At 47.9% G+C, this 12,283-nt stretch carries 14 protein-coding genes; 4 read left to right on the top strand and 10 right to left on the bottom strand.

Features of this window, described 5'->3' with window-relative positions:
- Window positions 1-84 precede the first annotated feature (84 nt).
- Genes ACES2G_RS09300 through ACES2G_RS09310 form a run of 3 tightly spaced genes read right to left on the bottom strand, consistent with a single transcriptional unit; the run spans window position 85 to window position 2,254 of the window.
- On the bottom strand, window positions 85-822 hold the full coding sequence (locus ACES2G_RS09300) for a hypothetical protein (RefSeq protein WP_374000006.1): 738 nt from the start codon (window positions 820-822) through the stop codon (window positions 85-87).
- Between the two features lie 2 nt (window positions 823-824).
- The gene (locus ACES2G_RS09305) at window positions 825-1,499 is read right to left on the bottom strand and encodes an outer membrane protein assembly factor BamD (RefSeq protein ID WP_347356267.1); all 675 of its coding nucleotides are present in this window, start codon (window positions 1,497-1,499) and stop codon (window positions 825-827) included.
- 41 nt (window positions 1,500-1,540) lie between these two features.
- On the bottom strand, window positions 1,541-2,254 hold the full coding sequence (locus ACES2G_RS09310) for a hypothetical protein (RefSeq protein ID WP_347356266.1): 714 nt from the start codon (window positions 2,252-2,254) through the stop codon (window positions 1,541-1,543).
- Window positions 2,255-2,428: 174 nt separating this feature from the next.
- Between ACES2G_RS09310 and ACES2G_RS09315 the strand changes: the two genes are divergently transcribed.
- Window positions 2,429-2,701 carry an HU family DNA-binding protein gene (locus ACES2G_RS09315; protein ID WP_347356264.1) on the top strand — a complete coding sequence of 91 codons (273 nt, stop codon included), beginning with the start codon at window positions 2,429-2,431 and terminating at the stop codon, window positions 2,699-2,701.
- Here ACES2G_RS09315 and ACES2G_RS09320 read toward each other — a convergent pair.
- Window positions 2,694-3,104 (bottom strand): GYF domain-containing protein, encoded by a 411-nt coding sequence (locus tag ACES2G_RS09320; RefSeq protein WP_347356262.1) that lies wholly within the window; start codon window positions 3,102-3,104, stop codon window positions 2,694-2,696. The genes ACES2G_RS09315 and ACES2G_RS09320 overlap by 8 nt on opposite strands.
- Window positions 3,101-4,729: a ChaN family lipoprotein gene (locus tag ACES2G_RS09325; protein ID WP_374000007.1), complete on the bottom strand. Its 1,629-nt coding sequence runs from the start codon at window positions 4,727-4,729 to the stop codon at window positions 3,101-3,103. The genes ACES2G_RS09320 and ACES2G_RS09325 overlap by 4 nt, the downstream gene beginning before the upstream one ends.
- 81 nt (window positions 4,730-4,810) lie before the next feature.
- On the opposite strand from ACES2G_RS09325, the gene ACES2G_RS09330 reads away from it, so the two are divergent.
- The gene (locus ACES2G_RS09330) at window positions 4,811-6,016 is read left to right on the top strand and encodes a DsbA family protein (RefSeq protein WP_347356259.1); all 1,206 of its coding nucleotides are present in this window, start codon (window positions 4,811-4,813) and stop codon (window positions 6,014-6,016) included.
- Between the two features lie 75 nt (window positions 6,017-6,091).
- Here the strand turns inward: ACES2G_RS09330 and ACES2G_RS09335 are convergent, their stop codons facing one another.
- Entirely contained in the window at window positions 6,092-6,682 is a 591-nt protein-coding gene (locus ACES2G_RS09335; RefSeq protein ID WP_374000008.1) for a hypothetical protein, read from the bottom strand.
- Window positions 6,683-6,824: 142 nt separating this feature from the next.
- Between ACES2G_RS09335 and ACES2G_RS09340 the strand changes: the two genes are divergently transcribed.
- Entirely contained in the window at window positions 6,825-7,955 is a 1,131-nt protein-coding gene (locus ACES2G_RS09340; protein ID WP_374000009.1) for a hypothetical protein, read from the top strand.
- On the opposite strand, the gene ACES2G_RS09345 is transcribed toward ACES2G_RS09340, so the two are convergent.
- Window positions 7,952-8,278, bottom strand: a complete 327-nt coding sequence (locus ACES2G_RS09345) for an STAS domain-containing protein (protein ID WP_347356254.1) — start codon at window positions 8,276-8,278, stop codon at window positions 7,952-7,954. The genes ACES2G_RS09340 and ACES2G_RS09345 overlap by 4 nt on opposite strands.
- 123 nt (window positions 8,279-8,401) lie before the next feature.
- On the opposite strand from ACES2G_RS09345, the gene ACES2G_RS09350 reads away from it, so the two are divergent.
- On the top strand, window positions 8,402-10,810 hold the full coding sequence (locus ACES2G_RS09350) for a putative LPS assembly protein LptD (RefSeq protein ID WP_347356253.1): 2,409 nt from the start codon (window positions 8,402-8,404) through the stop codon (window positions 10,808-10,810).
- Here the strand turns inward: ACES2G_RS09350 and ACES2G_RS09355 are convergent.
- The 3 genes from ACES2G_RS09355 to ACES2G_RS09365 all read right to left on the bottom strand — a co-directional run bounded on the left by ACES2G_RS09355 (window position 10,807) and on the right by ACES2G_RS09365 (window position 12,150).
- On the bottom strand, window positions 10,807-11,145 hold the full coding sequence (locus ACES2G_RS09355) for a hypothetical protein (RefSeq protein WP_347356252.1): 339 nt from the start codon (window positions 11,143-11,145) through the stop codon (window positions 10,807-10,809). The genes ACES2G_RS09350 and ACES2G_RS09355 overlap by 4 nt on opposite strands.
- 32 nt (window positions 11,146-11,177) lie before the next feature.
- Window positions 11,178-11,423, bottom strand: coding sequence for a hypothetical protein (locus ACES2G_RS09360; RefSeq protein ID WP_374000010.1), 246 nt, complete (start codon window positions 11,421-11,423; stop codon window positions 11,178-11,180).
- 106 nt (window positions 11,424-11,529) lie between these two features.
- Entirely contained in the window at window positions 11,530-12,150 is a 621-nt protein-coding gene (locus tag ACES2G_RS09365) for a ribonuclease HII (protein WP_374000011.1), read from the bottom strand.
- Between the last annotated feature and the right edge of the window lie 133 nt (window positions 12,151-12,283).

A 12,283-nucleotide genomic window follows, 5' to 3' on the forward strand; every position in this document is an offset into this window, starting at 1 on the left:
TATCCTCCCAGACCTCAGATTAACATGAGGACCAGGCAGAAACTGCAACTGACATGGATCGTAAATTAAAATCAGGACCTTGATCTAGCGTTCAAACACACGCTGACGATAGAGTTCTTTGACTTTGCGGTCTTCGGCCGCTTTGCGCTGCCGATGGGCTTCAGCCGCCTGTTCTTTTGCATTTATGGAGGCAATTTCACGCTCGGTCAGATGCTGATACAGACGACTGCTCTTTTGCACCAGATCACCCCAGTTTTCGCGATAATGACGGACCTCTTTAACAAAGGCGGCCTTGTCACCACGATACAGCGAATTCCACAGAACCAGATGCTCTTTCATATTGATCGGCTCAATCATACCATAGTCGGATTTACCCTGGGAATTCAGCGCAGAAATCCACACTTCAAACCCCTCGGGAATATCCAAGACCTTCCCGTCCCGCAACGTGACTTTCAAAGAAGCCGACATATTGCGCACCAGCACCTGAGATTCTTTTTGCAATATCCAGTATTCACCAAAACCGGCTTTGAAAGAGGCAAATAGAGTTTCCACTTCCAACCCCTGACCATCTTCCACCCACAAAGCGCCCTTCACCAGACGCCATTGCTGAGAACTTGCCATCACCAGGGCCGAACCGCTGGAGGCATGAAGCTTTTGTTCACCTTTTTCAAAATGAAATGCACTTCCAGTCACTTGCAAAGCGCAATTCGAAGCTTCTTTAAGACAAGCCGACGGCTGCTCGATCACGTCGCCCGCAGCGCGCACTCGAATCTCCATCTGAAAGGCCATCAAAAAGATAAGAACCCGAACGATTTTCTTCATGACTATTCAACACTTTGCGCAAGCTTGCGAGCCTGCTTCTGCAAGTTTTCGTTTTTGAAGTTTTTAGAAACAGTCTTATAGATTTCAGCCGCCTCTTCGGTCTGGCTGTTCATTTCGCTGATCTGCCCCATACGCAGAAGGATAAAACCCGTCAGATCGTGCTGGGGATATTGAGTCACCATCTCGTCGATCTGCCCCAAACTGCTGCGATAGTCCTTCTTCAGGAAGTAACTTTCAGCAATAAAGAAGCGGGCTTCCACGTTATGCTGGGACAATGGATAAGTCTCAATCAGTTTGTTAAATTCCCGAATAGCGCGGTCATACTCCTGACTATTAAAGTAACGCTTGCCCTTTTCATACAGAGCCCCGGAAAGATCCAATGAATCCGCACTCGCCGGCGCACGCACTACAGCCGCCAGGTTCTTAAGTTCATACTTTGCTTGAAGTTTTTTATTATCCGGCAGGACCTGCGCGACTGTTTGCTGGAAGTCCTTTAACTGATAACTCAGAAGAGAGTTGTTAAATCTTTCTTTTTCCACCTGTTTCTGCAAAGATGCCAGGCGCATTTCATACTCTTCATGACCATTGAAGTGCCCGACAAGGATGGCATATCCGCCCATCAATCCCACCGTCAGGCACAAACAAAAAACAACGAATAAAGAGTTCTGATTTTTCATGTCTCACTTATCGGCAAAAACCGATAAAAATTGAGACTGTCCTATTTTGAGACGGACTTCTGGTCCTTGGTATAAACCACTTCCGCGTCCAGATCTTTCCACTTGCCGTTTTGCATCTGCTTCGGAGCCACACGCCCCTTCATAAGGCGCAGGTGCTTATCAGCTTGGGAGTACCACAAATAAATAGGATCCACCAACGCCGCAATCACAAAGCTTGTGGGTTTCATACGCAGCTCCATCCACTTTTCCCCGTCTTTTTCAATCTCGCCGCGTTTTTGCAAAGTAAACCCGACAGTTTCAAGGCGATCCCAAACCGCAAAGCGCACATCCAGAGCTTTGCCTTGATTCAGCTGATCCCAGTTCTTGGCAACAAAGGCATTAAAATTGGAGGTGCTCAAAACAAAACCGCTGACTTTTTCTTCGGATGATTTTTTCTTGCCACGACCTTCGTATTCAAAAAAGATCTTCCCATTTTCAACACGGAATCGCCCCACTTCACCGGTTTGATTTTGTTGGATTTCGTAACTTTGAACATCAGCATCTTTTATATGACCCGTTTCTGTGACCGCCACTTTTCCATCAAGATCCCGATACTGCGCCTGAGTCCGAAAAGCGCCGCCCTCAGCGGGCGCCACAGCAATATCCAATGTAAAGAGTTTTTTCTGCTGATTAGATTTCAAATCATAAAGATTGGCGCTCAATGTTTGCTGCGCAAAACCAAACACCGGAAACAATAAAGTCACTAGAAGCATCATAAAAACCCCCAACGAAGGTCTATAGTATCCAATGAATTTTCAAAAATAAAAAGGATGACACTTAACAGGATGAATTTTACCGCATCACATCCTGGACCTGTCCGGCTCATTTCCCTTGACCATTTTTTCTGTGAATCTTAGGTTAATTTCCTTCGAGACAAGGATTGAAACGCAATGAATAAAGCTCAATTGGTGGAACTGGTCGCTGAAAAAACAAAGACAACCAAAACGCAATCCGAACAGATTCTCGATGCCACTCTGGAAGCCATCCAAGAGGCCCTGAAAGACGGCGAAGAAGTCAAACTTGTCGGCTTCGGCACTTTCACCCGCACATCCCGCAAAGCTCGTCAGGGACGCAATCCCAAAACTGGCGAAACGGTGAAAATTCCCAGCGCTTACATCCCTAAATTCAAACCCGGCAAAGACCTCAAAGACGCTCTTAACTAACAAACTCAGGGCGATCCTGAATTTTACACCAGCCGCTCAAACCAGTTTTCCACACATAGTTCTGCAGGGAAATTCGCTGCTCGCTTACCGATGTCTTGATATCTCGCACAGAATACGGCCCTTCCTGAACCAGTGTCTTCCCATCTTCGGAAGACACCAACAGAACCCACTCTTTTTCATCCGTTGCCACATCCGCTCCGGGGATAAACTTCTGAGTCGCCGGAAAAAGTGTCATTTCAAAAACACTCCACTCGTAAGCAGGCCGCCACTCGCCTGATTGCTCATGGCAGACTAAATCCTGCGGCCCGACCTCACCTTTGTAAATTCTCAGACGCATTTCCTCCAGAGACAGCGGCCCCTGTGGCTTCAGATTTTTGTTGTAGTACCAAGAGTCTTTTTTCATAACTTTTCCTTCTTACTCAGAAACGGAGCCGGCAAAGATTCAATCACTTCCAACACTTCATAATAAACGACATCAAAATGAGGGCTTCCCAAAGGCTTCCTTAAAAAGCTTGCCAGGGTTGTCGATTGCACAAGCTTCTTGCGATACCCACCAAACAATCTTTCCCCCATCATCCCACCAAGTAAAGCTGCGGCCATCACATAGCTCCACTTCTTTCTGGGGCGCGCCTGCAGGCGATGCCCTGGAACTCCAGTGATCACCATCAATTCATGCATTTTTTGAGCTAATGCCAACTGCAAGGCCTCTTTCCCAATATCTGAAGGCCCCCGAACCGCCAGACTTGCTTTGATATCTGCGACCGTATCAGCTTTACGCTTGTGATTGATCATTTTCGAACCAAAGTAGGCCACGGCTTCCTTCCAGATCAAACGCAAAAAGTCTGCTGGCACATCCGTGTAAAGCTGTTTTTCCCCACTGATTTGCGCGTGCACAAAGTGCATGGCCAACGACGCCGCATGATTCACGGTCCCACGCGCCAGATAAGCCGCGCCGATCTCTGGCAGATAAAACGAGCTTTCGTCAGCAATCAGCATTTCGATCCAGCGAAGTTTTTTGGCATCATAGTACTCCCGCACCTGACTCCAGAAAGCGCTATCACGCGCCGTATAGACAGAAAGCCCCGAAGCCGAAACCTCAACCCCCAGCTCGTCGGCGATAATTTTCACATAGCGACCCACGTGATCCGTGTAATCCAGAAGATCGTCGTCGTCGTCATCATCATCTAACAAACCCAAGTCATAGGTTTGTTCCAGATACATCAAGTAATTCTGCCACTTCACCCAGGGCGGGACACTCATCAGACAGAAAATATTCCTCGACAACCTGACAAGATCCGCAGAGGACTCAAGCTCCCTATTTAAAAGCTGGAAATAGATCTTTTCTGAATTCTGAAAAACCCGCAGAATCTTTTTCGCAAAAGACGGCCCCAAAATCCTGATCACCTCTGCCGGGATATGTTCCCCCGCCAGGTGCAAATCCCCATAAATCATAACCACTAAAGAATCCGGAGAGGCTTTTACAAGTTCGGCAATCTTCCGACCCGCAAAAACATCCCGAGATTTTAATGTAGCTGCATTGCGTTTTTTATAACTGCGGTTGATCCCATGGACAGGCACCTTGTGCTTCTGTGCCCACCGCAACAAAGGGCGATAGTGTTCCCAGGGGAATCCCCACTTCGTCTGCCACTGCGTGGCCTTAAGGAAGTCTTTTTCCGACATCTTGCCGGACAGATATTTATCAATCTTGTCCTGATCGGCGGCTTCAAAGAACTCTACGGCCAAAATGACTTTGCGATTTGCGGGCATATTCCGCAGGATTCGCGCCTGCGCTTTTTGAGACTGATGGAGGGCATGAAAGTCCCCAATCATCACCACTTGAGATTCCGCCATTTGCTCCCAAAGGGCCTCTTTATTGGAAACAGTCCATTTTTTCGAAAATTCTTTTTCGTAAACCTTATGATAACGCATCAACTCTGGCGTATCTTGCCCCAAACGATGGCGAACCTGCTTTTCCATTTGCAAGTAAAGGTCTTTTCTTATGCGAATCCATTTTTGTAAGTCGTTCAAGCTGTCTTCCTTGATAGCACTGCAAAGATTTTTACATAATTTCCATTGATTTCAAACACGAATCTAAGATTCAATGAAGGCATGAAAAACACAGCCAGCAAAAACACAGCCCTGCTTCTTGCAATGATCGTCACCCTGATCGGTGCCGGAGTGCATATTTACCTGACTCTTCATTACTATGACGTGAAGTTTGGTCTTTCCGGCGGCGAATCCTTCTGCAATATCAATGAAGTCCTTAATTGTGATGCTGTCAGCGCCAGCAAGTTTTCATCTCTCCTTGGCGTCCCTATCGCCCTTTGGGGAGTCATGACAAATCTGGTTCTCTTCTACTTCTTGGCTGTGACTCGCTTCAATATGGTTGAAGACAACGAGCGCACATCCCGTTATGCCCTTCTGCTTTCGGGAGGAACGGTTCTGGCTTCCATCGTCATGGGAACTATTTCTTTGACTGCGATGAGCAACCTTTGCCTCTTCTGTATGGCTGCTTACGTTCTATCCGTCTTGGGCTTCCTTTTCACTTGGCTTGGAGCCAGTGACGTTTCTGCCAAAAATATCAGCAACGACATCAAGGACATTTTCGTTTCCGAAAAGTGGGTCCTGGGATTCCTGCTGGCGGTCCCAGCTTTCTCTTTCCTTGCAAATATTATGTACCTTGAAAGCCATGGCCTTTCAGATATCGAAAAAATGGCTAAAGAGCGCGTGGCCTACTGGCAAGTGGCACCTCAACAAAACTTCGACCTGACAACAGGGCTGAGCATGCAAAAAGGTACGGGCGAGCCGGTAATGACAATTGTGGAATTCGCTGACTTCCGCTGCTCTCACTGCAAACATGCCGCTCCAGTTCTGCACAGCTTTGTTAAAAACCACCCGGATGTGCGTTTGATCTATAAGCCATTCCCTCTGGATGGAACATGCAACGAAGCCATCAAAGGCGGCGGAGATGGCATCTCTTGCGGCTTGGCGGCAGCGGCTCTGTGCTCTGAAAAGCTGGCTCAAAAAGGCTGGGAAGCTCATGATTATATCTTCGAAAATCAGGATGAGATTATCCGCACGATGAATCTGGATAAAAACCTGGAATCCATCGCTACAAAGACAGGCATCAAGCTGGATGACTTGAAAGCTTGCATTAAAGGCACTGAAATTCCTGAAATCGTAAGAAAGAACGCCAAAGAAGGCGAAGTGGCACAAATTCAAGGAACACCTGCCATCTTCATCAACGGCAAAGTTCTGAACGGCGCCCAATCCATCCCGGTACTGGAAGCCGCCTACAAAACTCTAAAAAAATAAGCGCAAGGAGAAAGGCGTACTACTAGTACGCCGCCGACGCAGCAACGCAGTTAAAAATGAATATTCCGGTGTGTGCTAGAATCCTATAGCTTCGGCCAAGAAATTGGCTAGCTTTCCAAAGCCGTCGTCGAAGACCAGAACACTGGTCTTCGCAAGGCCATTGACGATATCCATCCAGAACGCCAGGATGATCACGGCCAGACTGGCAAACCACGCTGCCTTCACGACGTAAATGGTCGAACGAACATCCTGCACGCGCAGGTCACTTTGAATTTTCTCAACAACCTTCAAGACATACTGCAATTCGCGGAAGTGTTCTTTGAATTTCTCCCGCAACTCCTGCTGCTTGGCCCGCGTCAGTGAGTTGATTCCCGGAAAACTTCTTTTCGCTTTAATTGCGTAAATCAAATCGATGGAATGATTAATGAAACGTGTGATCTTGGATTTGAAATTCGGATATTCAGAAGGTTTTTCCAGGAAGTCTTTTAACTCATCAATAGCCCGGTCATAGCACTCATCCAAAACCCAAGTCAGAATGTTGTAGCGCAACGAATCCGGACGCCCAAGATCCGCCTTATCAACGCTCATATCGAAGAAGGCACCTTCTTCCTTCTTCTTTATTTCTTCAACAACGGCGGTAGAGTCTTTAAGCGCTGGTACTGACATATTCTATCTTTTCGGCAGTTTAGCTCCGATATTGAGCCCTTTTACTATTACTTTGGTCCAGTCTTGGTGGGTTGATTTGACTAAAGTCGAATCATTCTGAGAAAATGGACCAAGGGCGACCTAGACTTCATGGAGGAGGGCTATGGAAACCGATTTCCAGACCGCGAAATTAGGACATTTAGACTTTGACTCAACACGAGAGCAACAATCTGTGGGCCAGATTCCTTTGCCTGACGAGATGCCTCGTCAGAATGATTTCAGCCATCTCCCCAAAGAGATTCTGAAATCATCCACTGTTGAAAATTTGATCTCACAAAACGAAGATCTGATGGCTCGTCTCAAAGTGACGTTGCGCCGCCTTTCTTTGTTAGAAACGGAAAATCAGCGCTTCAGCGAAGAGGCCAACAAGGCCCGCCTGTCTCAATCCTCTGTCACAGATCAGATTCTGGTCTGGAGAGAAAAAGACAACATCTGGCGCCAGAAGGTCGATCAACTTGAACGTGAAAAAGAAGTTCAAGGTGAAAAAGTCCGCGCCCTGACTGAAAAAGTCCGTAATATGACAACGGAACTGGCTCGGCACGCGAAGTACCATGAGCGCATCAAAACGCAGGTGAAGCCTTATATCTCTCAACTGAAAGAATATTCCCGCACTCAGGATCTGCGCTTGCAGGAACTTGAGGGGGACTATGCTCACAAAGAAGCTCTGTTGCGCGACCTTCGCCACCAGATCATCGAAGTGACTAAAAATTCCCGCTATCAAGTTGAAGCTTCCGAGAAAAAAGCTCAGGAAATGGTTCAATTCTACGAAGAGCAGATTGAACGCATGAACAAAGAGCTGGCGATGCTGCATCAGACTCAAGAGGAACTTGAAGTTAAGTCTATAAAGCTTCACTCTGCCCTGGAACGTCAGGATTCTTTGGAAAACGAAGTTGTGACACTTCGCCGCACCAAAGAAGAAATCAAAGACCGTCTGGAAAAAGAGATCGAGCGCCAGCAAGAGCGCATCAGCGAGCTTTCCCGTCAGAATCAAAAACTGGGTGTTGAGCATGCAGATCTGCAAATCCGCGTGGTCGAAGATCAGGAAAAGATTCAAAAGCTGGAAAAAGACAGCTATCAGACTCAGGAACAACTGGAAAGTCTGCGCTACATGTGGACTGCGAAGAACGAGGAAAACGAAAAGCTCAAGGTTGCTGCGGCCGCTTTAGAGCGCCTGAACCTTGAGCTAAGTCAGAAACTAAACGAATTGCGCAAACAGGACGGGCCCACTGCTTAAAAGCTTTGCAGGGCCCCTTCGATGCTTTCATGAACTTCTAAACTAGAACATTCAGAAAACGAGAAAAGACGTTGGAAATCCGGGGTCAAACCCGCGATTTTCACGCTCATTTGTCTATCCACATTCAAATCATTCAAGATTCCAAAGAAAGACTGAATCCCAGAGGACCCCACAAAGTGCAGGTTTTTCATGCAAAACACGACTTTTCTATCAGAAAAGTTTTGTAGACAGGCCTTCTTAAAGGATTGTGTTTTTTCAATCTCAATACGACCACTCAAAGACACAACAGTGATATCACCGTCGAGCAGGAGTTTGACTTCCATGTGTAAACCTCTTGGATTAAGTTATGTGCCTTATCTTAACGGTCGGAATTCATGACATTTTGAGTCCAAAAAGAGGCCAGTTTCACCTCGACAAAGGCCCTAATCCATCCCTAGAATACTTTGGTGCTTCATCGCTGGATCGTCTTGATTTCATTCTTATTCCTGTCTGTGCTGACAGAGTCTCCCCTGTGGGCCGCAGAGCCTACAGCGAAGATCCATGGCATGATGATCAATGCTGATCACATGTTCCGCGACAACGAAAAAGAACTGGTAGACCTGGAAGGCAATATCCAACTGATCTATCAAGGCCAGCACATCAAAGCAGACAAAGCGCGCGTTTCACTGCGTTCCCGTCAAGTGGAGCTTTATGGCAACGTGGAAATCATGGATGCCAAGAACACCATCGCGGGTGATCAGATCTTCCTGGATTATGAAAACAACACCGGCCTGATCTACAACGGCTATGTGCAATCCGGCCCGGTCAGCTTCTCGGGCGAACTCTTGCAAAAAACTGGCGAATCCGAATTCATCGTCAGCTCTGCGGACTACACCGCCTGCACGAATTGCCCGGCAACGTGGAGTTTTTCAGGCTCTACCATTCGCGCCGAACTGGGAGGCTATGCTTATATCAAGAATGCGGTTTTGCGCCTTGGCCCCGTCCCCTTCTTCTGGTTGCCGTACCTGATTGTCCCACTCAAGAGCGACCGCCAATCCGGCCTACTGACACCCGGGTTTGAACTTTCCGACAAGGGGGGGGTTGCAATCTCCCAACCATACTTCTGGGCGATTTCACGCAGCACAGACGCCACCATTGAACTGAAAGATTACACCAAGCGAGGCCTTAAAGGATTGGTGGAATATCGCTACTTGCTAAGCGAAAACTCCAGCGGCACATTGAACTTCGGAACCATCTTCGACAAGGCCTTTGCCGAAGATGATCGCCTGAATCTTTATCGTACTCCCGATGAAAAAGATGATCCTTTGGAACGTTGGTTCCTGCGCTATGACCACTACTATGAAATGCCAGATGGGATGATTCACCGGGCTCAGCTAAACCTGGCCAGTGACCTGCAATACCCCAAGGACTTCCCCAACGAAACGATGAACCATGGTGACTCCGCCATGGAAAACCGCATGTCGTTCACGAAGAACACTTTGGATCAGCACTATAGCGTGGACACCTCCTACTATGTGAACATGCTTCAGGGAAACCCCCTGTCTGGAAATGAAGATGCCGTTCACCGTATTCCCGAACTGCGCTTCTCACAGACTCAGGAAAATATCGGCGACACGAATTTCATTTATTCCGTGAATGTGTCCTATGTGAACTTCACGCGCTCAGGCCAGGCCTATGACGATATGACTGAACAGGTGGTCGGCGGCAATAAACTGCGCTTCCCCAAAAACACCTGTAATGATCCAAAATGGCAAGACAACCCTACTTGCAAAAGAATCTATGATGGCTCTTTCGATCCGTCCGTGGATCAGATTCGTACAGGGCAACGTCTGGATGTCATGCCCGCCCTTTATTATCCGATCAAGTTCGGCGACGGCTTGGATGTCATTCCAGTTATCAGTTATCGTGAAACTCATTACGGTTTTAACGTCGACGAAGACCAATACCTTGCCCGCCGCTATGTCCGCACCGAGCTCGGAGCCCGCACCAACCTGAGCCGCATTTATGGTGACACCGTTAATTCGAAAGCCACCCGCTATAAGCACGAAATCATCCCTGAGATCGTCTATTCCCGACTGCCGTGGGTTTCCCAAGATGACAGTCCTTTCTTTGGCAGAGGCTCCATCTCCGATGCACCTTATACGGCTCGTGACAGTATCACGGATCTGGATATCGCCAGCGATTACGGCGTGCAGTTTGACTATTATGACCGGGTTTACGATCGCAACCTTATGACGTTGGCTTTGATCAACAAAATCACCGAAAAACGCTGGATCGGTGATCGTCCTGAGTACCGCCAGGTCGGCTACTTAAAGTTGGCCCAATCCTACGATGGAACCCAGGAAAACAAAGTCGGGGTGAAAGAGCCCTGGTCTGACGTAACCGCCACCTTGGACATGCGTTTGGACCGTTTCCAGACTTATTCCATCTTCAACTATTTCCCCTATCAGAACGTGACTAACGCGTCTTCGCGCGTGCGCTTGCTGAATGATATGGGTCAGTTCTTTCAGGTGCAGTTGACTCGACAATATAAGATCACTCCAGGACAAGGCGTAAATACCAGCGATCGTCAGGAAGATTATACGTTCTCTGCAGGTTTCACTTCGCGCTTCATCAACTTGATGGGGAAATTCGTGTATGACGCCAACTGGGCGGAATCCACAACTCAGGACAAGGTAAAGTCCTGGGCCTATATTGCTCAATTCAAACCGCCGGGCGATTGCATGATGATCACTTTCATCCATGACCAGGTCACAGGTGGCGATACGAACTTCAAGCTGAATTTTGAATTTACATTCGACGGAAATCCAAAACCTGCTCTGCCGCCAGAGGCTCTGGATTCTTACGGTTTCTAGAAATCGAAAATAGTTTTTGTGATGCGAACGCCTTCAACCTGGCCTTCTTTAAAAGTCGGGACGATGGCGAAGTCTGGCTGTTGATAGGTCGCGGGTTGTTTGTTCATTACGTAAAGACCGTAACCGATTCCCGCATACAACCCCAAGGAAGCACCACGAGCCACATTGTTCCAGCTTTCACTGGGTTTATCCTCAGCAGCCAGACTGACAACCCCTAAAGCTGCACCGCCAATCACTCCCCAACCACAGGTTGCCAGAAAATTTCGCAAGGACTGAGCTTGAGCACTTTGAGTTTGAACCATCAGCAGAAACAGAACTGTCAGGATTTTCTTCATACATCATTGTCCCCTGAAAACTGCAGTTTGAGTCAACCACTGATATCCTCAAAGACTGTGATCTCCCCTTCTTTCGTGACAAAGGCCCAGTGAACTTCCACCAACATATCCCAACGAGCCGCCAGGAACTGCAACGCCCGCAACAAGCGCGCTTTCTGCCTCTGTGAAATTCGAAACGACTGGAATGCTGAAAGGTTTGCGGTCTTCACTTCAACCATCAGCAGATGCCCCTGAGGCGTGCGAAACAACAGATCCACTTCGGCAAACGGCGTCTTCACCCGTTGCCCCAGAAGAGTATAATTTTTCTGCTGATAATACTTCAGAACGTGATTTTCAGACTGCAGTCCCCGCTCATGCGCCCAATGGCAAGGACTTGCTGCAGGATTAGCGGACGTATTCTTTGACTCCCGCAAAGGAGCGGCGGTGTGCAATGCACGGTCCGTGCGTAACGATGCTTTGCTTGTGGACTGGTGTGGAATAACCTTTGTGAATTTCGAAGCCATAGTGCGGATACTGCGCCCCCAGATCTTTCATCAGTCGATCTCGAGTTACTTTCGCCACAATGGAAGCTGCAGAAATCGGAGCCACACGCAGATCCCCCTTAACGACCGTGGTCTGTTCAAAACCACGCAAGTCTGGAATCTTTTTATTTCCGTCCACCAACACATGGCCACTTTTCACGCCCAGTTTTTCAACCGCTCTTTTCATCGCCAGCAATGAAGCATTCAAAATATTCAACTCGTCGATTTCCTCCACCGTTGCGAAGCCGATGCCTACGTGGTGTTCCTGCAAAATCAACTCAGCCATTTCATCCCGACGTTTTTCGGATATCAGCTTCGAATCAGTGACCATATCACTGAGTGCTTCTGATTTAAAAATCACTGCCGCTGCGTAAACAGGCCCCGCCAAACAACCACGCCCCACCTCATCCACACCAATCACAGGATTGGGAGAAAATGTGCGCCAGTCGATTTTCGGAAATTCAATTTTTTCTTTTTTAGCCAAGCTGTGCCTCGATGTAAGGCCCACGATCATAAAGAGAAAGACCAGAAAAGGTCACTGAGTACTTCATTAGGTAAGTTTTTTCCGCGTTGCTTCGTCGTCGCAGTACGATGTACGACTTCCTCCTCGCGCCTTG

Origin of the sequence: Bdellovibrio bacteriovorus (assembly GCF_041888015.1) — a bacterium.
Lineage (GTDB): Bacteria > Bdellovibrionota > Bdellovibrionia > Bdellovibrionales > Bdellovibrionaceae > Bdellovibrio.

What these genes read in the sequence shown, in the direction of transcription:
- ACES2G_RS09315 (WP_347356264.1), top strand. Translation starts at nt 2,429, where the DNA reads ATGAATAAAGCTCAATTGGTGGAACTGGTCGCTGAAAAAACAAAGACA.
- ACES2G_RS09335 (WP_374000008.1), bottom strand. Translation starts at nt 6,682, where the DNA reads ATGTCAGTACCAGCGCTTAAAGACTCTACCGCCGTTGTTGAAGAAATA.
- ACES2G_RS09355 (WP_347356252.1), bottom strand. Translation starts at nt 11,145, where the DNA reads ATGAAGAAAATCCTGACAGTTCTGTTTCTGCTGATGGTTCAAACTCAA.
- ACES2G_RS09340 (WP_374000009.1), top strand. Translation starts at nt 6,825, where the DNA reads ATGGAAACCGATTTCCAGACCGCGAAATTAGGACATTTAGACTTTGAC.
- ACES2G_RS09330 (WP_347356259.1), top strand. Translation starts at nt 4,811, where the DNA reads ATGAAAAACACAGCCAGCAAAAACACAGCCCTGCTTCTTGCAATGATC.
- ACES2G_RS09310 (WP_347356266.1), bottom strand. Translation starts at nt 2,254, where the DNA reads ATGATGCTTCTAGTGACTTTATTGTTTCCGGTGTTTGGTTTTGCGCAG.
- ACES2G_RS09345 (WP_347356254.1), bottom strand. Translation starts at nt 8,278, where the DNA reads ATGGAAGTCAAACTCCTGCTCGACGGTGATATCACTGTTGTGTCTTTG.
- ACES2G_RS09320 (WP_347356262.1), bottom strand. Translation starts at nt 3,104, where the DNA reads ATGAAAAAAGACTCTTGGTACTACAACAAAAATCTGAAGCCACAGGGG.
- ACES2G_RS09305 (WP_347356267.1), bottom strand. Translation starts at nt 1,499, where the DNA reads ATGAAAAATCAGAACTCTTTATTCGTTGTTTTTTGTTTGTGCCTGACG.
- ACES2G_RS09300 (WP_374000006.1), bottom strand. Translation starts at nt 822, where the DNA reads ATGAAGAAAATCGTTCGGGTTCTTATCTTTTTGATGGCCTTTCAGATG.